This window comes from Streptomyces sp. NPDC021115, from assembly GCF_044333065.1.
Classification (GTDB): Bacteria; Actinomycetota; Actinomycetes; order Streptomycetales; family Streptomycetaceae; genus Streptomyces.
In genome coordinates this window covers 198,765-220,450 of sequence record NZ_JBIRQF010000014.1, presented here as the reverse complement: position 1 = coordinate 220,450, position 21,686 = coordinate 198,765, and the positions used below count along the sequence as shown (strand labels likewise).

Sequence of the window (21,686 nt, the reverse complement as noted above, 5' to 3'; positions counted from 1 at the left end):
AACCGCTCCAACACCAACACACCACAGCCCTCACCGAACCCCGTCCCGTCAGCCCCCTCACCGAACGCCCGACACCGGCCATCGGGCGACAGGCCACGGCGGCGGCCGAACTCGATGAGGGTGGACGGCGACGACATCACGGTGGCTCCGCCCGCGAGCGCCAGAGAGCACTCCCCCCGCCGCAGCGACTGCACCGCCAGATGCAGAGCGACCAACGACGACGAACACGCCGTATCCACCGACACCGCAGGCCCCTGAAGCCCCAACGCATACGCCACCCGACCGGACGCGACACTGCTCTCGTTGCCGGTCAGCATGTGTCCCTCGGACTCCGCCGGGACCCGGGATGGCACATAAGTGCTGCGCATCATCCCGGTGAAGACTCCGGTGGGGCTGTCCTTCAGCGTGTCAGGACGGATCCCGGACCGCTCCAACGCCTCCCACGACACCTCCAGCAGCAACCGCTGCTGCGGATCCATCGCCTCCGCCTCACGCGGCGCGATCCCGAAGAACCCCGCATCGAACAGATCCGCCTCATGCAGAAAACCCCCACCCCGCGTGCGGATACGACCCGGCTCCTCACCATCCGCGTCGGGATCGCACAGCCGCTCCAGATCCCACCCCCGCCCCTCCGGGAAACCCGAGATCACATCACGCCCCTCCCACACCAACCGCCACAGATCCTCCGGCGACCTCACCTCACCCGGATACCGGCAGCCCATCCCCACAATCGCGATCGGCTCGTCGTAGTGGGGTGTGCGGACGGGGCCGGTGCCGGTGTCGGCGCCTTCGCCCGCGAGTTCCGCGCGCAGTTGCCCGGCCAGCAGGGCGGGCGTGGGGTGGTCGAAGATCAGCGTGGGTGAGAGGGGGACGCCGGTGGCGGCGGTCAGCCGTTCCAGGAGGGTGACGGCGTCCAGTGAATTGAAGCCGAGGTCCTTGAAGCGGCGGGAAGGGTTGACCAGTCCGGGATCCGGGTGGTTCAGCACGGCGGCGGCGTGTTCCCTTACGAGGTCCGTCAGTTCCCCGTGCCCGTGCCGCGACGGCTCGGCCGGTGCGGCGGCCTGTGCGGCCGGTTCCGCCGACGGTGCCGGGGACCCGGCTCGCGCGGCGGGCGCGCGCCGGTCCTCTCCCTCGAACCAGTACGACTGCCGCTGGAACGGGTACGTGGGCAGCCGGAGCCGTCGCCCGGTCCCAGGGGCCAGGACGGCACTCCAGTCGACCCGCACGCCGCGTACATGGAGCCGGGCGACGGAGTCCAGCAGACGGCGCGGACCGCCCTCGTCCCGCCGGAGCGTTCCGGTGACCGCGGCCGCGGCGCCCAGGGTCTGCTGGAGCGCGACGGTGAGCACGGGATGGGGACTGACCTCGACGAACGTCCGGTGCCCAGTGTCCAGCAGGTGCCGGGTGGCGGTCTCCATGCGGACAGGGCGGCGCAGGTTGCGGTACCAGTAGTCGGCGTTCAGTTCCGTGGTGTCGGTGATGTCACCGGTAACAGTGGAGCAGAAGGGGATCTCCGACCGGCGGGGGGTGACATCGGCGAGTTCCGTCAGCAGCGCGTCACGCAGGATCTCGACGTCGGCCGAGTGCGAGGCGTAGTCGACGGGGATCGCCCGCACCCAGACGCCTTCGGCCTCGTACTGCGCGAGGAGCCGGTCGACGGCCTCGGGGGAACCGGAGACCACGGTGGACGCCGGGCCGTTGACCGCGGCGATCTCTCCCCCGTCCCCGGCCCGGTCGAGCCGGTCACGCACCTGTGCCACGGGCAGCGAGATGGTGGCCATGGCGCCGGTGCCCGCCAGCCGGCCGAGCGCGCGACTGCGCAGGGCCACGATCTTCGCGGCGTCCTCGACGCTGAGCGCTCCCGCCACGCACGCGGCGGCGATCTCGCCCTGTGAGTGGCCCACCACCGCGTCGGGACGCACACCGAAGGAGGCCCACACCTCGGTCAGCGCGAGCATCGTGGCCCACAGGACGGGCTGGACGACATCGGCCCGTTCCAGGGACGGGGCACCGGGCGTTTCCCGCAGCACGTCGAGGAGCGACCACGTGACGTGCGGCCGCAGCGCGCTGTCGCACTGCTCGATCCTCTTCCGGAAGACGGGCGACGCCTCCAGCAACTCCTTTGCCATGCCCGCCCATTGAGGGCCCTGGCCCGGGTAGACGAAGACGACCCTGCCCTGCTCGCCGACGTGCCCCCTGACCAGCGCGGAATCGACCCCTCCGGGTACGGCGGCGGCGGTCAGCGCGCGCAGGAACTCCTCACGGTCCGCCGCGACGAGCACCGCGCGGTGCTCCCATGTCTCCCGTGTGGTGGCCAGGGAGAAGGCCACGTCGGCGGGGTCGGCGCCGGGCTCCTCGGTCAGGTACGTCCGGAGCCGGTCGGCCTGCGCCCGCAACGCCTCCGGCGTGGCGGCGGACAGGAGCCACGGCACCGCGCCGGAGGGGCCGGGTGCCGGTGCCCGGGTGGTCTCGGCGGGGGCGGGCGGCTGGGAGAGCACGACATGGCAATTGGTTCCGCCGAGGCCGAACGAACTGACGCCCGCGAGGCAGGTGCCGGTCCCCTCGGCCCAGGGCAGGGGGTCGGTCACCACGCGCAGCCGCAGCGCGTCCAGGTCGATTAGCGGGTTCGGGGCGCGGAAGTTGAGGCTGGGCGGCAGCGTCGCGTGTTTGAGGGCCAGCGCCGTCTTGACCAGGCCGACCACGCCCGCCGCGGCCTCCAGGTGGCCGATGTTCGTCTTGACGGAGCCGACGTGCAGGGGGCCGTGGTCCGCTGTCCGGGCGGTGCCGAACACGGCACCCAGCGCGGCGGCCTCGACGGGGTCTCCGGCCCTGGTGCCCGTCCCGTGCAGTTCGACGTACTGGATGTGCCCGGGATCGACGCCTGCCCTCTCGCAGGCCCGCCTCAGCACCTCCTCCTGGGCGGCGCGGCTCGGCACCGTCAGCCCTTCGCCGCCGCCGTCGTTGTTCAGGGCGCTGCCGAGCAGGACGCAGTGGACGAGGTCACCGTCCGCGAGGGCGCGGGACAGGGGTTTGAGTACGACCATGGCGCCGCCCTCGCCGCGCACATAGCCGTTCGCCCGCGCGTCGAAGGTGGAGCAGCAGCCGTCGGGCGAGAGCGCGCCGAGCCCGGCCATTCCGTAGGCGGTGTCGGGCAGCAGGTTGAGGTGTACGCCGCCCGCCACGGCGAGCGTGGATTCGCCGCGCCGCAGGCTTTCGCAGGCCAGGTGGACCGCCGCGAGCGAAGATGCCTGGCCGGCGTCGACGGTGAGGCTGGGGCCGTGCAGACCGAGGGCGTACGAGACGCGGTTGGCCGTGATGCCGCGCTGAGTGCCGGCGACGGTGTGCGGGGTCCGGGCGGCCGGCCCCCGGCGGTCGAGTAGGAGGGTGTAGTCGCCGGACGCCACGCCGAGGAAGACGGCCGTGTCGTCGGTCCGCCATGTGTCGGGGAGGATGCCCGCGTCCTCAAGGGCTTCCCAGCTCAGCTCCAGGGCCAGGCGCTGCTGCGGATCCATCGCGGCGGCCTCGCGCGGGCCGATCCCGAAGAACCCCGGGTCGAACCGGTCGACGTCCTCCAGGAACGCCCCCCAGCGCAGGGCGGGCGGCTCAAGGTGTCCGGTGTCCTCAAGACTGCCCCGGCGCTCGTCGGGGGTTGCGGTGATCGCGCTGCGGCCGTCGCGTAGAAGGTCCCACAGCTGCTGGGGTCCCGCAGCACCGGGAAGCCGACAGGAGAGCCCGACCAATGCTATGGGTTCCACCGACCCCGGACCTCCTCCGGTGGAATTCACGGAAACCTCGGAATGCCCATGGCGGAGATCAGACACCACGCCCCCCTTATTACCGCTTCTCTTACTGCTTCGAACCGACCGACGACATGACGGAAGGCCCTCTGAAGCACTCAGGGAAGGCGGTTCTCGTAGTGACCCGTCAAAAATGTGGAACCAGGTACACGGCTCCAGCACACTGACATGCACACTCCGCCACCTGACAAGTCGTTTCAACGGTCAACCATGCGTTTTCAGTCCATCTGGGAGCGCGTCGCCGACCGGCACCCAACGCACCCATACCGGGCAGTTTCCGGCAGGCCGAGCTCCCTAACCGGCTGGTCACTGCGGCCGTCCCCGCCACGGACAGCTGGACGACCTCGACAAGAAATCGATGAGACATGTTTGGGCACTCTTGGGACTCGCGCCCCCGGGACGCCGCGGCGTTCGTCCGTAAGCTGCGGGCATGACGCGACCAGCCGCCGTCCCCGTTCCCGTCGCGCACGCCGACCCGGCCCACGCCTCGTCCGTCCGGGAGATCCTCGCGCTCACGGCACGGTCGGACGTGATCTCGTTCGCGGGCGGCTTGCCCGCCCCGGAGCTGTTCGACGCCGATGGATTACGAGCCGCGTACGACCATGTACTGGCCACAGCCCCGCGCCGTGTCCTCCAGTACTCGACCACCGAGGGCGACCCGGCGCTGCGGACGGCCCTCGCGGAGCGGCTGAGTTCCCACGCTCTGCCGACCCTGCCGGACGACCTGCTGGTCACGTCGGGTTCCCAGCAGGCACTGGCCCTGACCTCGATGGCACTGCTCACCCCCGGCGACACCGTCCTCGTGGAGAGCCCCACCTATCTCGCGGCCCTCCAGTGCTTCGCCTCCGGGGGAGCACGCGTCGTCCCGGTCCCGTGCGACGAGGACGGCGTCGACCCGGTGGCGCTGGCCGGCCTCGCGGCCGCGGAGCGACCCAAACTCCTCTATGTCGTCCCCAACTTCCAGAATCCGACGGGCCGTACGCTCTCCGTCGAGCGTCGTCGGGCCGTCGCGGAGGTCGCGGCACACCACGGCCTGTGGATCGTCGAGGACGATCCCTACGGCGAACTGCGGTTCCACGGGACGCCGCTGCCGTGGATCGCCTCACTCGACAGCGCAGCCGACCGTACGGTCCTGCTCGGCAGCCTCTCCAAGATCATGTCCCCGGGCATGCGCCTCGGCTGGCTGCGCGCTCCGGCCGCGCTGCGCCGAGCCTGTGCGACGGTGAAGCAGGCCACCGATCTGCACTGCTCCACCGTGGACCAGGCGGCTGCCGCCCGGTACCTCACCCATGCCGACTTCGATGCCCACCTGGCACGGGTCCGCGCCGCCTATCGGGTACGCCGTGACGCGCTGCTCGACGGTCTGCCTTCCGCACTCCCGCACGGAAGCACCTGGAACCGGCCGGACGGCGGGATGTTCGTCTGGGTGCGCCTGCCGGGTGGACACGACGCCACCACCCTGTTGCCCCGAGCCGTGGCCCATGACGTCGCCTACGTGCCCGGAGCACCGTTCTTCGCGGGCCCGGCCGACCCGGCGACCCTGCGGATTTCGTTCACCGAGCACCCCGCCGAGACGATCAGGGAAGGCCTGACACGTCTCGCCAAAATCTTCGGGTAACCGTCGCATACAATGCGGCCATGACTGGATTACCACGCCCACAGGTTGCGCGAGACGCTCCCTCGCCCGGTGACATGCCTCGACGACTGGGAATCATTGCAGCAGTAGCGCTCGTGCTGCTGACGTCGGATTTCATCACCAAGCAGGTGGCGTTGACCCATTTCTCGGGCAACTATCCGACACAGGCACTCGGTGGGCTTCTGAAATTCACCCTGGTCTTTAATTCGGGTGGCGCGTTCTCCTTCGGCCAGGGGGAAACATGGGTCTTCACCACAGTGAAAATGGCGGTCCTCATCACCGCGCTGGTGCTGTCGCCCCGAGTTCGCGCCCCCGTCTGGGCGGTCTCCTTCGGGCTGTTCATCGCCGGGGCGGCCGGAAATCTCATCGACCGGTTGTTCCGAGGCCCCTCCCCCTTGCAGGGGCACGTCGTGGACTGGATTCAACTGCCGCACTGGCCGGTCTTCAACCTCGCCGACTGCTCCGTGGTGTGCGGCAGTGCCCTGGTGATCTGGGCCTCGTTCCGCGGAATCCGCCTGGACGGCACGCTCGAATCCGAGACGCGAGCCAAGCCGGCCGAAAAGGAGCAGACTGCCGAGAGGGCCGAGGACGGCAGCGGGTGATCCAGTTGGTCACGTCGCGCACGGACGGTGCTTTGCGGGCCGGATAGTCGTGCTGGAAGGTTTCGCGGAGCCGTTGGACATGCCCCTTCACCACGCTCTCGCCACTGGCAGGGCGGCGGACGACGTGGCGGGCCAGGCCCAAGTCGGCGGGGACCGGCCGCAGGCCGAGCCCCTCATCCAGCAGGGCGTGGATTGATCGGCGATCCGGCGCAGGGGCTCGGGCCGTCAGCCGCCGATGACGACGTGGTGTCCCTCGGCGCGCAGCAACCGGGTGGTCGCGGCGCCGATGCCGGTGCCGCCGCCGGTGACGACGACAACGCGCTCGTCGGCCATGGGTATCAGGACTCCTCGTTCCGTCAGCGTCAGCGGGCGCCGTCGAGGGCGATGAGCAGGTCGACGGTGAGCGCGTCGATCGGGCGGTCCTGCCCCGCGGGCTGCTCGGTGACGGCGTTCGTCATCATCACCACCGCCGTCCCGCTCTCCCGGCTGAACGCCGCGCAGGTGCCGAAGCCGCCGGTGCTGCCGTTGTGCCAGGTCATGGTGCGGCCGCTGGGGAGCGTGCCGAGGTGCCAGGCGAGCCCGAGCCGGGCGTCTCCGTCGGTGAAGTGGAGGCGCTGGGTCAGTTCGACGGCGGCCTTCAGCGGTGAGCGTTCGGGGTGGAGTTGGGCGGCCAGGAAGCGCAGCATGTCGTCGGCCGTGCTGTAGAGGGAGGTACCCGCGGCGCTGAGCACGTGGTCGTGCCAGTCGGGCACCGGCTTGCCCTCGTAGTGGCCCACGGCCTTGCGGAGCAGCATGTCGGGCCGCAGGGTCGTCGTGGTGTCGGTCAGCCGCAGCGGCGCGGCCACCCGGTGGCGCAGCATCGCGTCCACGCGGTCGAAGGCCAGGGCCTGGCCGAGGAGTCCGAAGCCGAGGTTGGAGTACGCGTACTTGGTGCCCGGTTCAGTGGCCAGGGTGGTCTTGCCGAGGCCGGTGGCCAGGTCGTCCAGGGTGTAGCGCGCGTACGGGTCGTACGGGTCGGCCCCGTCGAGGAGGCCCGGCGGCAGCGAGGGCAGGCCGGAGGAGTGGGTCGCCAGGTCGGCGAGGGTGATCCGTCCGGGGCCCTTGCGGGGGACGGGGAAGCGGGCGGGCAGGGTGAGCGGTGCGTCGAGGCGCGTCTCGCCCTCGGTGACGGCGCGGGCGAGCGCGGTGGCGGTGAGCGTCTTGCCGATCGAGCCGAGCTGGAACACGGTGCGGCCGGTCGGCGTCCGCTTGCCCTTTCCGGCCGCGCCCGCCACGTACGTCCGTCCGCCCTGGACGACGCCGCACACCGCGCTCGGGAGCCCGGCGGCCAGCGCCCGGTCCAGGGTGCGGCGCACCCGCGCGGGCAGGGCGGCGCCGTCGGCCGCGGCGGTGGTGGTGGAGAGCAGCGAGGCGCCCGTGGCCGCCGTCGCCATGGTGAGGAACCTGCGTCGGTTCATGTGTCAATCCCCCGTTGTCGGATTGCCTGGTGGCACCACCGCGGACAGCAGCACGAGCAGCGGTACGACCCGGCCCGCGGGCACCTGGTAGTGGCCGCGGCCCTCGGCCTGGAGCCAGCCCGTCGCGGTGAGCTGCTTGAGGTGGTGGTAGAGCTGGCCGGTGGTGTTCAGCCCGGCGGCCTCCTGGAGTTCGGCCGCGGAGCGGGTGCCGCCCAGCACGGCGCGCAGCAGGGTGAGCCGCACCGGGTGGCCCAGCGCGGCGTAGGGCGCGGCGTGTTCGGACCAGTCGGCGGCCAGCAGCCCGTCCGTGGTGGCGCCCTGCTGCCATTCGTAGCGCTGGCCGGTGGGCAGTTCGACCGCGCCGGTGAACAGCACCTGCCCGTGTCCCGTGATCCGGCGGCGAAGCCCCTCCAGCGCCCAGAACACCTCGTCGCGCGAGGTGTCCGGCGCGTCGGACTCCAGCCGCGACACCCGTTCTTCGAGTGCGGCGACCCGGTCGTGGAGGGACTCGTCGGCCATGCACCGGAGATTACGTTATTCCGGAATAACGGAGCAAGGGCCCAACTCCCCTACGGCAGCACCGCTATGCCGTCCACCTCGACCATCGCCTCCTCGTCCCACAGCCGGACGACGCCGATGACCGCCATCGCCGGATAGTCGCGACCGGCCATCTCCTGCCAGATCCGGCCGAGTTCGGGGGCGTCTTCGCGGTAGGCGGCGACGTCGGTGGTGTAGACGGTCAGCCGGGCGAGGTCGGCGGGGCTGCCCCCGGCGGACTGCAGCGCGGTGAGCAGATTGGTGAGCGCGCGGCGGAACTGGGCGGGGAGGTTGTCGCCGACGATCTTGCCGTCCTGGTCCAGCGCGGTCTGTCCGGCCAGGAAGACCAGCCGTCCGCCGGTCGCGGTGACGGCGTGGCTGAATCCGGTGGGCGGGGACAGCTCGGCGGGGTTGATCCGCTGGAGGGGCTGGTGCGGGGGTTCGTACAGGGGCTGGGTCATCGGTACCGCTCCTTCGGTCACGGGCACGGCTCTTCGGTCATCGGTACAACTCTTTCGCGATGAGGGTGCGTTGAACCTCGGTGGCGCCCTCGTAGATCCGGGGCGCGCGCACCTCGCGGTAGAGGTGTTCCAGCAGATGGCCGCGGCGCAGCGCCCGCGCGCCGTGGATCTGTACGGCCGTGTCCACGACGTACTGCGCGGTCTCGGTGGCCAGCAGCTTGGCCATGGCCGAGCGCCGGGCGATGCCGGGCTCGCCGTCGTCGTACGCCGCGGCCGCCGCGTACACCAGCAGCCGGGCGGCCTCGGTGCGGGTGGCCATCTCGGCGAGCTGATGCGCGACGGACTGGAGGTCCTTCAGGGGGCCGCCGAATGCGGTGCGGCTTCCGGCGTGCTCCAGCGAGGCGTCCAGCGCCGCCTGCGCCATGCCGACGGCGAACGCGCCGACGCTCGGCCGCAGCAGGTTGAGGGTGCGCATCGCGACGCGGAAGCCCGCGTCGGGTACGCCCAGCACGTCGTCGGGTCCGACCGGGACGCCGTCGAAGACGAGGCGGCCGATGGGGTGCGGGCTGAGCATGTCCAGGTGCTCGCCGCCGAGTCCCGGGCGGTCGGCGGGCACCAGGAAGGCGGTGACGCCGCGTGAGCCCGCACCCGGGGTGGTGCGGGCGAAGACGGTGGTGACGTCGGCCTCGGGCGCGTTGGAGATCCAGCACTTCTCACCGGTCAGCCGCCAGCCCCCGGCGCCGTCCGGGTCAGCCCGCAGGGTGAGCGCGGCCGCGTCCGATCCGGCGTCGGGCTCGCTCAGCGCGAAGGCGGCCACGGTGCGGCCCGCCCGGACTCCGGGCATCCAGCGCTCGTACAGCTTCTCACCGCCGGACAGCACGATCGGGTACGCGCCGAGCCCCTGGAGGGCGAGCGCGGTCTCGGCCTCGGTGCACTCCATGGCCAGCGACTCGCGCAGCAGGCACAGGTCGAGCGCCCGGACCGGCCCGTCCTGCGGGAGCAGCCGTTCCAGCAGGCCGAGTTCGCCGAGCGCGGCGGTGAGCGGCCGGTTGACCCGCCCCGGCGTACCGGCGTCCGCGAGGGGGCGCAGCCGGTCGCGGGCCAGCGCGCGCAGCCGCGCGCACCAGCGCCGCTGCTCCGGATCCAGTGCGAATGACGGCATCGGGGGCCTCCCTCGGCACAACCCTTATCGCGGCATATTGACTGTCGTCACCATCACGTTACGCTGACAAAGCGGCTTCAGACAGCCATCCGGCAGGCACATCGGGCAGGCAGGGGGCGCATCTCGATGGAGCTCAGTCCTTCGGCACACGTCGACACGTTCGCCCGCGACCATCTCCCGCCCGCCGACCAGTGGCCCGGGCTCCTCCTGGATCTGCCGGGGCCACGCCGCCCCGACCGGCTCAACTGCGGGGCCGAGCTGCTGGATCGCACCGTGGAGCGGTACGGCCCGGAGCGGATCGCCGTGCGCGACGGCTCCGGCGCGGTGTGGACGTACGGGGAGCTGCGCGCGCACGTCGACCGCATCGCGCACACCCTCACCACCACGCTCGGCGTCGTCCCCGGCAACCGGGTGCTGCTGCGCGGCCCCACCTCGCCCTGGCTGGCGGCCTGCTGGCTCGCCGTCATGAAGGCGGGCGCGGTCGCGGTGACCGTCCTGGCCGCGCAGCGCTCCCGCGAACTGGCCACGATCTGCGACATCGCCCGGATCGGGCACGCCCTGTGCGACGCGCGGTGCGCGGACGACCTGGTCAAGGCCGAGGTGCCGGGGCTGCGCACCGCCACGTACGGCGGTGACGCGCCCGACGACCTGCTGCGGCTCGCGGCCCGCGCGCCCGCGTCGTACGAGGCGGTGCCGACCTCCGCCGACGACGTCGCCCTCATCGCCTTCACCTCGGGAACCACCGGGCGGCCCAAGGGCTGCATGCACTTCCACCGCGATGTGCTCGCCATCGCCGACACCTTCTCGGCCCAGGTGCTGCGGCCCACCCCGGACGACGTGTTCGCGGGCAGCCCGCCGCTCGGCTTCACCTTCGGCCTCGGCGGGCTCGTCGTCTTCCCGCTGCGCGCCGGGGCGTCGGCGCTGCTGACCGAACGGGCCGGCCCTGACCGGCTGCTCGGCGACATCACACGGCACCGGGTGTCGGTGCTGTTCACCGCGCCGACCGCGTACCGGGCGATGCTGAACCGGCTGCGCGCCGAGCCCGGCGGGTACGACGTCTCCTCGCTGCGCCGCTGCGTCTCCGCCGGGGAGAACCTGCCCGCCGCCACCTGGCACGACTGGCACGAGGCCACCGGGCTGCGCATCATCAACGGCATCGGCGCCACCGAGCTGCTGCACATCTTCCTGTCCGCCGCCGACGACGCGATCCGCCCGGGGACGACGGGCGTTCCGGTGCCCGGCTACGAGGCACGGATAGTCGATACGGATCTGCGCCCGGTGCCCGACGGCGAACCGGGCCTGCTCGCCGTGCGCGGCCCGATCGGCTGCCGCTATCTGGCGGACGAGCGCCAGCGCGTTTACGTACGCGACGGCTGGAACCTCACCGGCGACACCTACGTCCGCGACCCGGACGGCTACTTCCGCTATGTGGCCCGCGCCGACGACATGATCATCTCGTCCGGGTACAACATCGCGGGCCCCGAGGTCGAAGAAGCCCTGCTGCGCCACCCCGACGTGGTCGAGGCCGCGGTCACCGGGGCGCCCGACGCGGAGCGCGGCACGGTCGTCGTCGCCCATGTGGTGCTGCGTACGGGCATCCCGCGCACGGAGGAGACCGTGGCCGCCCTCAAGGCGTTCACCACCGCCGAACTCACCCCCTACAAATGCCCGCGCCGCTTCGTCCTCCTCGACGCGCTCCCCCGCACGGCCACCGGCAAGCTCCAGCGCTACCGCCTCCGCGACGGCTCCGCCGTCACCCGCTCTACAGTGACCCCGTGAACGGCCAGCACACCCCGCGCTCCCTCATCGTCACCCACTACGGCGCCTACGGGCGCGGCGCGCCCGGCCACCCGGCCGGGCCGGTGCCCGTCGCCGCGCTCATCCGGCTGCTGGGCGCCGTCGGGGTCGACCCGCCGTCGGTGCGCTCCGCCGTCTCCCGCCTCAAGCGGCGCGGCCTGCTGGTCGCCGACCGCACCGCCACCGGCGCCGCCGGGTACGCCCTGTCGGCCGACGCCCGCCAGCTGCTCGACGACGGCGACCACCGCGTCTACCCCCGCCCCGCCCCCGAGCCAGGACGCTGGCTGCTGGCCGTCTTCTCCGTCCCCGAGCAGGAGCGCAACAAGCGCCATCTGCTCCGCTCCCGCCTCTCCCGGCTCGGCTTCGGCACCGCGGCGCCCGGCGTCTGGATCGCCCCGGACCGCCTCTACGACGAGACCCGCCACACCCTTCAGCGCCTCGGCCTCGCGTCCTACGTCGACCTCTTCCGGGGCGACCACGCGGGCTTCACGCCCACCGCCGAGGCGGTCCGCCGCTGGTGGGACCTGGACGAACTCGCCGCCCTGCACCGCGCCTTCCTCACCACCCACGAACCGGTCCTCGCCCACTGGAGCGGCCACGCCCCCGACCCCGAGGCCGCCTACCGCGACTACCTCCTGGCCCTCGACTCCTGGCGCCACCTCCCCTACGCCGACCCGGGCCTGCCCCCGTCGCTGCTCCCCGACGACTGGCCCGGCGCCCGCGCCGCCGAGGTCTTCGCGGCGCTGCACGACCGGCTGCGCGACGCGGGCGCGGAGTACGCGGAGGCGGCGCTGAGCGGTGCGGCGGTGAGACAGGACTGATGGCACTCGCAGCCCTGGGGTTCGCCCTCATACCGTGGTTATGGGCCCTCGCCGCCACCATCTCGTTCCGCCAGGCCCGAACGGGGCTGTTCTGGGCCCTCCTCCACCTGTCCGCCACCGGCGCCCTCCTGCTGTGGCTGCGCGCCCGCGCGGGCGGAGAGACGGCGACTCTGGCGAAGCTCCTCGCCCCGCCGCTGCTCGCCGGCGGCGCGAGGCTCGCGTACGAGATCCACCGCCACCTCACCGGCGACACGCACGACAAGCCCTGAGCCCAGGAGGCACGGTGTTCCCTCTCCAACGAGGCGCGACGGGTTTCTTCCGGCCCCAGGACGGCCCGCTTCCGGAAACCGGGCTGCGCACCTTCCGCACCGCCCTGTACCTCGCCGCCCGCGCGGCCGGGGGCCATGTCGGCGAGGTGGAGGAACAGAAGTACCCCAGGACCTTCCACACCGCCTCGATCATCCGGGGCGACGACGAGCCCGTCGTCCTGTGCCATGCCCACTACCCCTGGATCGCCTTCGCCGAGAAGCGGCTGGACTGGTACGAGGGCGGCTTCGCCTCCCCACCACCCTGGTGCGACGTCCTCTCGGCCGCGGGATTCGACGTGCTGACGGCCGAGTACCTGGGGACGCCTCTCGCCGACCTGGATTCGTCAGGGTTCTCGCGAGCCGATTGGCGCCGGATCAGCTACTTCGGGATCACCACGCTGGGCGGAGTGCTGTTCAACTCCTGGGATTGACGGGGAAAGGCGAAGCGGCAGTTCGGCCCAGACCCTGGGCGAGGCCCAGGACCACCGGCATCCCACTCCGCGGGTCGAATGTCGGCCACACCTTCTAAGTTCGTTGATTTAATAAGACGATCGTCTTACGGTGCTTGGAGGTCCCCGACACCGGAGGAGTCCCCCCATGACGGAAGCCGTCCCCGACTACCCGTTCGAGCAGCCGAACCTCCTGGAACCCCCGCGGGAATGGGCCGAGACGCGTGCCACCTGCCCCGTGGCGCACGTACGGATGCCCAGTGGGGATGTCGTCGGTCTGCTGACCGGATACGACGAGGTGCGCGGGCTGCTGACCGATCAGCGGTTCAGCCGGAACCTCGACCGGAAGGGCGCGGCGCGCATGTCGACCACCGAGGACGGCGGCATGTTCAGCCGTCCCTCGCCGGGGGAGGTGGACAACAAGGAGGGGCCGGGGCACCGGCGGTGGCGGCGGCTGATCAGCCGCGCGTTCACGGTGAAGAAGATGGAGGCGTGGCGCCCGCGCATCCAGGAGATGACCGACGCGCTGGTGGACGACATGGTGGCCAAGGGGTCGCCAGCGGACCTCCGCGCGGCGCTGGCGCTCCCTCTGCCGGTGCAGGTCATCTGCGCGCTGCTCGGTGCGCCGAGCGAGGACCAGGACAGGTTCGCCCACTGGTCGGAAGTACTGCTGACGTTGACGCGTTACACGCAGGCCGAAGTGAACGACGCACAGCGGGACTTCCATGCCTACGCGTCGGATCTCGTCGAGCGCAAACGGGCCGAACCGGGCGACGACCTGCTCAGTGAGCTGACCCAGATCTCCGACAGCGAGGACGGCCGGCTCAGCCACGACGAGCTGATCTCCACCGCGGTCGGCCTCCTGCTGGCGGGCCACGAGACCACCTCCAACATGATCCTCAAGATGACGGCGATGCTGCTGTCCGAGCGGGAGCGCTACGAGGCCGTACTCGCCGAACCCGCGCTGGTTCCCGGCGTGGTGGAGGAAGCCCTGCGGATGGACGCCAACGGCGGGGTCGGCATCCCCCGGTTCATCACCGAGGACACGGAGGTCGGCGGGGAGCCGGTCGGCGCCGGGAGCACGTTGTTCGTCAATCTGCACGCCGCCAACCGGGACGAGCGCAAGTTCCCCGAGCCCGACCGGTTCGATCCGCGCCGCGAGAACAACGCCCAGCACCTCGCCTTCGGCGCCGGACCGCATTTCTGCGTCGGTCAGACCCTCGCGCGCGTGGAACTCCAGGTGGTCCTGGGCACGTTCGTCAGGCGGCTGCCCGGGCTGCGGCTGCGGGAGACCCCGGAGAACCTCCGCGCCCGCGAGGGAGTCGCGGCGGGCGGTTTCGAGGACATGTGGGTCACCTGGTGACGATCGGCGAGGAAGGTACCATGAAGATCACTGCTGACCAGGGAGTCTGCTGCGGCAGCGGGATGTGCGTGGTCAGGGCCGACCAGGTCTTCGACCAGCGGGAGGAGGACGGGATCGTGGTCGTGCTGGACGACGCTCCGCCGCCGGAGCACTTCGACGCCGTCCGTGAGGCAGCCGCGGCGTGCCCGACCGGCGCGATCCGCCTGACGGAATGACCCTCCCAGCGGAATGACTCTCCCCGGCCCGGCTGCCCCGCCGTCTCCCCGCTCGCTGCTCGCGCGGGACAAACTGATGCGCACCGCCGAACGGCTCTACGCCGAACGCGGCTTCGCGAGCGTCTCGGTCAGGCAGATCAGCGAGGCAGCCGGCCAGCGGAACAACTCAGCGGTGCAGTACCACTTCGACAGCCGTGACGGTCTCATCAAGACGATCCTGTCGAGCCACACCGCGCTCGTCGAGAAGCACCGCATCACCATGGTGGAGGCGCTGCGCGGGCAGGACACCGTGTCCCTGGAGGAGCACTACCGCTGCCTCATCCTGCCGACCGTCGAGACCCATATCGAAGCGGGCACCCCCACGTGGCGCGCGCGCTTCTTCGCCCAGGCGCTCGTCGAGCCCGTGTTCCGCGACTATGTCCTGCGGGATCACCTGGACAGTCCTTCGCTGCGTCTCCTGGGCGAGATCGGCGCGCTCCGCCGGGACGACATCCGCCCCGATCTCTTCGCCCGGCACGGCGCCATGGTGCGCCAGCTCTCGGTGCACGCCTTCGCCGAGCTGGAGTACGACCTGGCGAACGGCCGTATCGACCCCGCCGGGGCGGCGGATTCCTGGCGCACGCTGGGCCGGGATCTGATCACCGCGCTGTGCGGGCTCACCACCGCCCTGCTCGGGCCTCTCTAGAGCGCGAGCCGGGGCCGCGGGGCGTCCGTGCGGCCCGTCGGGGGCGTGCGGCTGCCCGACTGGTACGGGAGGGGCCAGGGGGCGGCCGGGCCGGTGTAGTTCTGGTCGGCGGCGGCGTGCAGGGTCCAGTGGGGGTCGTAGAGATGGGGGCGGGCGAGGGCGCAGAGGTCGGTGCGTCCCGCCAGGATGAGGGAGTTGACGTCGTCCCATGAGGAGATGGCGCCGACCGCGATGACGGGGGCGCCGAGTTCATTGCGGATGCGGTCGGCGTACGGGGTCTGGTAGGAGCGGCCGAAGTCGGGGGCCTCGTCGGGGACGACCTGGCCGGTGGAGACGTCGATGGCGTCGGCGCCATGGGCGGTGAAGGCGGCGGCGACGGCGACCGCGTCGTCGGCCGTGGTGCCGCCGTCGGCCCAGTCGGTGGCGGAGATGCGGACCGTCATGGGGCGGTCGTCGGGCCAGACGGCGCGGACGGCGTCGAAGACCTCCAGCGGGTAGCGGAGGCGGGCATCGAGGGAGCCGCCGTAGGCGTCGGTGCGGTGGTTGGTGAGCGGGGAGAGGAAGCTGGAGAGCAGATAGCCGTGGGCGCAGTGGAGTTCGAGCAGGTCGAAGCCCGCGCGGGCGGCGCGTTCGGCGGCGCGGACGAACTGGCCGCGGACGGCGGCGAGTCCGGCGGCATCGAGGGCGCGCGGGGTCTGGTTGACGCCCGCGCGGTACGGGAGGGGTGAGGGGGCGACGAGGGGCCAGTTGCCGTGCGGGAGCGGGGTGTCGATGCCCTCCCACATCAGCCGGGTGGAGCCCTTGCGCCCGCTGTGGCCGAGCTGGACGCCGACGGCCACGCCCGGTGAGTGGGTGTGGGCGAAGTCGGTGACGCGGCGCCAGGCGGTTTCGTGGTGGTCGGCGTAGAGGCCGGTGCAGCCGGGGGTGATACGGCCCTCCGGGCTGACGCAGACCATTTCCGTCATCACAAGACCGGCCCCGCCGAGCGCCCGGCCGCCGAGGTGGACGAGGTGGAAGTCGCCGGGGGTGCCGTCCGGGGCGGCGGAGTACATGTCCATCGGGGACACGACGACGCGGTTGCGGAGGGTGAGGCCGCGGAGTTGGAAGGGGGTGAACATGGGCGGGGTGGCGTCGGGTACGGCGGCCTCGCGCTCCACCGTCTCGACGAATTCCGCGTCGCGCAGCCGCAGGTTGTCATGGGTGACCCGGCGGCTTCGGGTGAGCAGGTTGAACGCGAACTGCCGGGGCGGCTGGTCCAGGTACAGCTCCAGGTTCTCGAACCACTCCAGGCTGGCGCGGGCCGCCCGCTGGGTGGAGGCGACGACCGGGCGGCGCTCGGCCTCGTACGCGGCGAGCGCGTCGGGCAGGGCGGGGTGCTCTTCGAGGCAGGCGGCGAGCGCGAGGGCGTCCTCGACGGCGAGTTTGGTGCCGGAGCCGATGGAGAAGTGGGCGGTGTGCGCGGCGTCGCCGATGAGGACCGTATTGCCGTGCGACCAGCGCTCGTTGACGACCGTGCGGAAGGCGGTCCACTGGGAGTGGTTGCCGCGCAGGGGGTGGCCGCCGAGGGCGTCGGTGAAGAGCTTGGCGCAGCGCTCGGTGGACTCGCGCTCGGTGCACTGGTCGAGCCCGGCGCCCCGCCACACCTCTTCCCTGGCCTCGATGATGACGGTGCTGGCGCCCGGCTCATACGGATAGCCGTGGAGCTGCATGACGCCGTGTTCGGTTTCGGCGATCTCGAAGCGGAAGGCGTCGAAGGCGACATCGGTGGCGAGCCAGATATAGCGGCAGCGGTGCGTGGTGATACGGGGGCGGAAGGCATCGGCGTAGCTCTGGCGGGTGGCGCTGCCCGCTCCGTCGGCCGCGATGACCAAGTCGTACGCGCGTGACAGCCACTCGGCGGGCGGCGCCTCGGCGCGGAAGCGGAGCCGTACGCCCAGCTCCGCGCAGCGCTCGTGGAGGATACGCAGCAGCCGACGGCGGCGGAGGGCGGCGAAGCCGTGGCCGCCGGAGGTGAGCACCTGGCCGCGGTGGGCCACGTCGATGTCGTCCCAGCGGACGAACGCGTCGCGGAGGGCGGCGTAGACGGCTGGGTCGGCGTGCTCGATGCCGCCGAGGGTCTCGTCGGAGAGGACGACGCCGAAGCCGAACGTCTCGTCTGCGCTGCCCCGCTCCCAGACGGTGATCTCGCGCCGCGGGTCGAGGCGGGCGAGCAGCGCCGCCGCGTAGAGCCCGCCGGGGCCGCCGCCGACGACGGCGACGCGCAGCGGGCGGCCAGTGCTGCCCGCGGGGGTCATCGGCCCTGCCACAGGGGGGCGCGGCGGGCGGTGAACGCGGCGTGGAACTCGGCGTAGTCCGCGCCGGTCATCAGCAGCGCCTGGGTCGACGCGTCCATCTCGATGGCGGCGGACAGCGGCATGTCGAGTTCGGCGGTGAGCAGCGCCTTGGTCTGGGCGAGGGCCAGGGCGGGCCCGTCGGCCAGCCGCCGGGCGAGCGCGCCCGCCTCCGCCCCGGCCTGCCCCTCGTCGGCCAGCACGCTGATCAGGCCGATGCGCTCGGCCTCGGGCGCGCGGACCGGTTCGCCGAGCATCAGCAGCCGGGTGGCGTGGCCGAGCCCCACCACGCGGGGCAGCAGATAGGCGGCGCCCATGTCTCCGCCGGAGAGCCCGACCTTGGTGAAGAGGAAGGAGAAGCGGGCCGAGGGATCGGCGACCCGGAAGTCGGCGGCGAGCGCGAGCACGGCGCCCGCGCCCGCGGCGGCGCCGTGCACGGCGGCCACCACCGGGAAGGGGCATTCCCGCAACGCGCGGACCACCTGCCCGGTCATCCGGTTGAAGTCGAGCAGCTGGCGGGTGTCCATGGCGAGGGTGGCGCCGATGATCTCGTCGACGTCGCCGCCGGAGCAGAAGCCGCGGCCCTCGCCGCCGAGGACGAGCGCGCGGACGGAGCCGTCGCGGGCCAGCTCAGCGAGGAGGTCGCGCAGATCGGCGTAGGCGCCGAAGGTGAGCGCGTTGAGCTTCTCGGGGCGGGCGAGGGTGACGGTGGCGACGCCCTTGTCGAGGGTGAGGCGCAGATGCCGCCAGTCCTCGGTGCGGGGTGCGGAACCGGTGAACGGACTCATGGGGACCATGGCCTCCTTCAGCCGGACGGCTGGGTCTGCCGGGTGCCTGCCTTTCGAAGTTATCACCGGTACGTGACTGTCGTCACGAGTGCGCGATAGCTCAGAACCCGTGAGAACCGTGAGAACCGTGAGAAGCATGATCGGAGAGGACCTAAGTCCTCCCAAGAGTGGTCCATGGTCCCTTCCGGCACTATCGTCCGCTTCATACCGTCAAGGGCTGCGGTACACCGCTCCACGCCGACCGTCTGGACCCGTACGTGCCCGAACCGCTCCACGCCGCCACCTGGCGCTTCGCACTGCCGCACACCACGGCCGCGGTGCCGCTTGCCCGTGCGCTGATCCGCAACACGCTGGCCGACATCGGCGCGCCCGTGGACGGCGACACGGCGGAGCTGCTGACGGCCGAGCTGGTCGCCAACGCGGTGCAGCACACGGCCGGGGACGAGCCGATAGAGCTGGTGGTGGAGCTGGTGCCGACCGGCGGCTGGCAGGTGGAGGTGCACGACCAGGACCCCACCCCGCCCGGCGGCTTCAGCGGCCCGGACGGCCACGGCCCGGGCGGCGCACGGGACGACCATGGCGTACGCGACGACCACGGCGCACGGGACGACCGCGGCGTACGCGAGGCCGACGGCCCGGGCCGCCCCGAGGGCCCCAAGAGACCCGAGGCCCTCGCCGAACGGGGACGCGGGATGCTGCTCATCCGGGCCCTCAGCGCGGACACCGGCTACCGCCCCACGCCCTACGGCAAGGCCGTCTGGTTCACCCTTCCCCCGGCCGGGGCCGAGGCCGCCGAGGACTGAGGGCCGCTACGACTTCGCGCCGAGCGTCGCGACCAGCACCGCCTTGATGGTGTGCATCCGGTTCTCCGCCTCGTCGAAGACGACCGAGTGCTCCGACTCGAAGACCTCCTCGGTGACCTCCAGCTCGGTCAGCCCGTGCCGCTCGTAGATCTCCCGGCCCACGTCGGTGCCCAGGTCGTGGAAGGCCGGGAGGCAGTGCATGAACTTCACGGCGTCGTTGCCGGTGGCGCGCAGCACGTCCATCGTCACCGCGTACGGCCCCAGCAGCGCTATCCGCTCGTCCCACACCTCCTTGGGCTCGCCCATCGACACCCAGACGTCCGTGGCGATGAAGTCCGCGCCGCGCACGCCCTCGGGGACGTCCTCGGTGAGCGTGATCCGGGCGCCGGAGGCCGCGGCCAGCTGGCGCGCCAGCTCCACGATGGTGTTGTCCGGCCACAGCAGCTTGGGCGCGACGATCCGGACGTCCATGCCCAGCAGGGCGCCGGTGACGAGGTAGGAGTTGCCCATGTTGTACCGGGCGTCGCCGAGGTAGGCGTAGGCGATCCGGTCCAGCGGCTTCTCGCTGTGCTCGGCCATGGTGAGGACGTCGGCGAGCATCTGGGTGGGGTGCCACTCGTCGGTGAGGCCGTTGTAGACCGGCACTCCGGCGTGGGTGGCCAGCTCCTCCACGACGCCCTGGCCGTGCCCGCGGTACTCGATCGCGTCGTACATCCGGCCCAGCACCCGCGCCGTGTCCTTGACCGACTCCTTGTGGCCGATCTGCGAGCCGGTCGGGTCGAGGTACGTGGTCGAGCCGCCCTGGTCGGCGGCGGCGACCTCGAAGGCGCAGCGGGTGCGGGTGGAGGTCTTCTCGAAGATCAGGGCGATGTTCCTGCCCTGGAGCCGGCGCGTCTCGGTGCCCGCGCGCTTGGCCGCCTTCAGCTCGGCCGACAGGTCGACCAGGTGCCGGAACTCCTCGGCGGTGAAGTCCAGCTCCTTGAGGAAGTGGCGGCCGGTGAGGTCAATCGCCATGGGGTGGGCTCCTAGATCGCGGCGGTCGAGCAGTTCGAACGGGTCGGGCGGGTCGTCAAGCGGGGCACCGGTCACGGAGGCACGCTGCGGCCGCGACCGGCAAACCCTGGAAGCATATACGAGGTACTGTATATATGCGGAGGCGCTGGGGTAACCCCGCCGTGACGACTACTCCACGGCGTCCCGCACCACCGGGCAGCTCATGCAGCGCGGCCCGCCCCGCCCGCGGCCCAGCTCGCTGCCCGGGATGTCGATGACCTCGATGCCGCGCTTGCGCAGGAACGTGTTGGTCGTCGCGTTCCGCTCGTACGCGACCACCACCCCCGGCTCGACCGCGAGCACATTGCAGCCGTCGTCCCACTGCTCGCGCTCCGCCGCGTGCACGTCCTGGGTGGCGGTGAGCACCCGGATGGCGTCCAGGCCGAGGGCCGCGGCTATGGCCCGGTGCATGTGCTCCGGCGGATGGTCGGTGACCTTCAGCTCCCGGCTGCCCGCGCCCGGCTCGATGGTGTACGAGCGGAGCATCCCGAGCCCCGCGTACTGGGTGAAGGTGTCCCCGTCGACCATCGTCATCACCGTGTCGAGGTGCATGAAGGCACGCCCCTTGGGCATGTCGAGCGCCACGATCGTACGGGCGGAACCGGCCTCGAAGAGCCGGTGCGCCAGCATCTCCACCGCCTGCGGGGTGGTCCGCTCGCTCATGCCGATCAGCACCGCGCCCTTGCCGATCACCAGCACGTCGCCGCCCTCGATGGTCGAGGGGTAAGCGGCCTGGCCCTCCGACCAGACGTGGAAGTCCTCATCCGCGAAGAGCGGGTGATGGCGGTAGACGGCCTCGTAGTGCACCGTCTCGTGCCAGCGGGCGGGCCAGCGCATCGCGTTGATGGCCACCCCGTCGTACACCCAGGCGGAGGCGTCGCGGGTGAAGAGGTGGTTCGGGAGCGGATTCACCAGGAAGTCGTCGGGCTCCATGGCGTGGAAGCGGATGGAGACCGGCTCCGGGAACCGCGCCAGATACTCCCGCTTCGTCATCCCGCCGATCAGCGCCTCGGTCAGCTCCGGGGCGGTCAGCTCGTCGAACGCTTCCCGCAGCCGGTCGGTGGCCAGCGGACCGTACTCCTTCTCGTCGAAGACCCGGTCCAGCACCAGGGTCCGCGCCGTGGGGAGGGCCAGGCTCTCGGCCAGCAGATCACCGAACAGATGGACCTCGACGCCCCGGTCGCGCAGCACGTCCGCGAATCCGTCGTGCTCCTGGCGGGCCCGGCGCACCCACAGGACGTCGTCGAAGAGGAGCGCGTCCCGGTTGGTGGGGGTGAGCCGCTTCAGCTCCAGGTCGGGGCGGTGCAGAATGACGCGGCGCAGCCGCCCGGCCTCCGAGTCCACATGGAATCCCATGATTCCATCTTCGCCGCTCCGGGCCCGCTGCGGATGTACCGCGACACAAGTCGTGACCGAGGGCCC

Annotated in this window: 19 protein-coding genes and 1 pseudogene; 10 read left to right on the top strand and 10 right to left on the bottom strand. The window is 71.8% G+C overall.

Features of this window, described 5'->3' with window-relative positions:
* Nucleotides 1-3,755 (bottom strand): type I polyketide synthase (locus ACH4TL_RS33320; RefSeq protein WP_398323385.1); only part of this gene is annotated, 3,755 nt, incomplete at its 3' end.
* Between the two features lie 472 nt (nucleotides 3,756-4,227).
* On the opposite strand from ACH4TL_RS33320, the gene ACH4TL_RS33315 reads away from it, so the two are divergent.
* On the top strand, nucleotides 4,228-5,415 hold the full coding sequence (locus tag ACH4TL_RS33315) for a PLP-dependent aminotransferase family protein (protein WP_398323388.1): 1,188 nt from the start codon (nucleotides 4,228-4,230) through the stop codon (nucleotides 5,413-5,415).
* Nucleotides 5,416-5,489: 74 nt separating this feature from the next.
* Nucleotides 5,490-6,035 carry a signal peptidase II gene (lspA, locus tag ACH4TL_RS33310; protein ID WP_398323390.1) on the top strand — a complete coding sequence of 182 codons (546 nt, stop codon included), beginning with the start codon at nucleotides 5,490-5,492 and terminating at the stop codon, nucleotides 6,033-6,035.
* A gap of 228 nt (nucleotides 6,036-6,263) precedes the next feature.
* Here lspA and ACH4TL_RS33305 read toward each other — a convergent pair.
* From ACH4TL_RS33305 to ACH4TL_RS33285, 5 genes and pseudogenes are all read right to left on the bottom strand, one after another.
* Nucleotides 6,264-6,368 (bottom strand): annotated as a pseudogene (locus ACH4TL_RS33305) (dehydrogenase); the annotation flags it as partial.
* A gap of 29 nt (nucleotides 6,369-6,397) precedes the next feature.
* Nucleotides 6,398-7,492, bottom strand: a complete 1,095-nt coding sequence (locus ACH4TL_RS33300; protein WP_398323392.1) for a serine hydrolase domain-containing protein — start codon at nucleotides 7,490-7,492, stop codon at nucleotides 6,398-6,400.
* 3 nt (nucleotides 7,493-7,495) lie between these two features.
* Nucleotides 7,496-8,011: an ArsR/SmtB family transcription factor gene (locus ACH4TL_RS33295; protein WP_398323394.1), complete on the bottom strand. Its 516-nt coding sequence runs from the start codon at nucleotides 8,009-8,011 to the stop codon at nucleotides 7,496-7,498.
* Nucleotides 8,012-8,061: 50 nt separating this feature from the next.
* A complete protein-coding gene (locus ACH4TL_RS33290; RefSeq protein WP_398323396.1) occupies nucleotides 8,062-8,490 on the bottom strand; it encodes a RidA family protein in 429 nt (142 codons plus the stop codon).
* A gap of 37 nt (nucleotides 8,491-8,527) precedes the next feature.
* Nucleotides 8,528-9,652 (bottom strand): acyl-CoA dehydrogenase family protein, encoded by a 1,125-nt coding sequence (locus tag ACH4TL_RS33285; RefSeq protein WP_398323398.1) that lies wholly within the window; start codon nucleotides 9,650-9,652, stop codon nucleotides 8,528-8,530.
* A 126-nt stretch (nucleotides 9,653-9,778) separates the two neighbouring features.
* Here ACH4TL_RS33285 and ACH4TL_RS33280 point away from each other — a divergent pair, with 126 nt between their 5' ends.
* From ACH4TL_RS33280 to ACH4TL_RS33250, 7 genes are all read left to right on the top strand, one after another.
* Nucleotides 9,779-11,431: an AMP-binding protein gene (locus tag ACH4TL_RS33280; protein ID WP_398323400.1), complete on the top strand. Its 1,653-nt coding sequence runs from the start codon at nucleotides 9,779-9,781 to the stop codon at nucleotides 11,429-11,431.
* On the top strand, nucleotides 11,428-12,270 hold the full coding sequence (locus ACH4TL_RS33275; RefSeq protein WP_398323402.1) for a PaaX family transcriptional regulator C-terminal domain-containing protein: 843 nt from the start codon (nucleotides 11,428-11,430) through the stop codon (nucleotides 12,268-12,270). Before ACH4TL_RS33280 ends, ACH4TL_RS33275 begins: the two co-directional genes overlap by 4 nt.
* A complete protein-coding gene (locus tag ACH4TL_RS33270) occupies nucleotides 12,270-12,539 on the top strand; it encodes a hypothetical protein (RefSeq protein WP_398323404.1) in 270 nt (89 codons plus the stop codon). The genes ACH4TL_RS33275 and ACH4TL_RS33270 overlap by 1 nt, the downstream gene beginning before the upstream one ends.
* A gap of 14 nt (nucleotides 12,540-12,553) precedes the next feature.
* Nucleotides 12,554-13,009, top strand: a complete 456-nt coding sequence (locus tag ACH4TL_RS33265) for a hypothetical protein (protein ID WP_398323406.1) — start codon at nucleotides 12,554-12,556, stop codon at nucleotides 13,007-13,009.
* A gap of 166 nt (nucleotides 13,010-13,175) precedes the next feature.
* Entirely contained in the window at nucleotides 13,176-14,390 is a 1,215-nt protein-coding gene (locus ACH4TL_RS33260; protein WP_398323408.1) for a cytochrome P450, read from the top strand.
* 20 nt (nucleotides 14,391-14,410) lie between these two features.
* A complete protein-coding gene (locus ACH4TL_RS33255) occupies nucleotides 14,411-14,605 on the top strand; it encodes a ferredoxin (RefSeq protein WP_398323411.1) in 195 nt (64 codons plus the stop codon).
* A gap of 76 nt (nucleotides 14,606-14,681) precedes the next feature.
* Entirely contained in the window at nucleotides 14,682-15,290 is a 609-nt protein-coding gene (locus ACH4TL_RS33250) for a helix-turn-helix domain-containing protein (protein ID WP_398323413.1), read from the top strand.
* Here ACH4TL_RS33250 and ACH4TL_RS33245 read toward each other — a convergent pair.
* Together ACH4TL_RS33245 and ACH4TL_RS33240 are read right to left on the bottom strand one after the other, a co-directional pair.
* Nucleotides 15,287-17,584 (bottom strand): bifunctional salicylyl-CoA 5-hydroxylase/oxidoreductase, encoded by a 2,298-nt coding sequence (locus ACH4TL_RS33245; protein ID WP_398323415.1) that lies wholly within the window; start codon nucleotides 17,582-17,584, stop codon nucleotides 15,287-15,289. The genes ACH4TL_RS33250 and ACH4TL_RS33245 overlap by 4 nt on opposite strands.
* Nucleotides 17,581-18,408 carry an enoyl-CoA hydratase family protein gene (locus ACH4TL_RS33240; RefSeq protein ID WP_398323417.1) on the bottom strand — a complete coding sequence of 276 codons (828 nt, stop codon included), beginning with the start codon at nucleotides 18,406-18,408 and terminating at the stop codon, nucleotides 17,581-17,583. Before ACH4TL_RS33240 ends, ACH4TL_RS33245 begins: the two co-directional genes overlap by 4 nt.
* Nucleotides 18,409-18,653: 245 nt before the next feature.
* Between ACH4TL_RS33240 and ACH4TL_RS33235 the strand changes: the two genes are divergently transcribed.
* Nucleotides 18,654-19,211: an ATP-binding protein gene (locus ACH4TL_RS33235; protein WP_398323695.1), complete on the top strand. Its 558-nt coding sequence runs from the start codon at nucleotides 18,654-18,656 to the stop codon at nucleotides 19,209-19,211.
* A 6-nt stretch (nucleotides 19,212-19,217) separates the two neighbouring features.
* Here the strand turns inward: ACH4TL_RS33235 and argF are convergent, their stop codons facing one another.
* Nucleotides 19,218-20,225, bottom strand: a complete 1,008-nt coding sequence (argF, locus tag ACH4TL_RS33230) for an ornithine carbamoyltransferase (protein WP_398323697.1) — start codon at nucleotides 20,223-20,225, stop codon at nucleotides 19,218-19,220.
* A 168-nt stretch (nucleotides 20,226-20,393) separates the two neighbouring features.
* Nucleotides 20,394-21,620: an arginine deiminase gene (locus ACH4TL_RS33225; protein WP_398323419.1), complete on the bottom strand. Its 1,227-nt coding sequence runs from the start codon at nucleotides 21,618-21,620 to the stop codon at nucleotides 20,394-20,396.
* Nucleotides 21,621-21,686 lie beyond the last annotated feature (66 nt).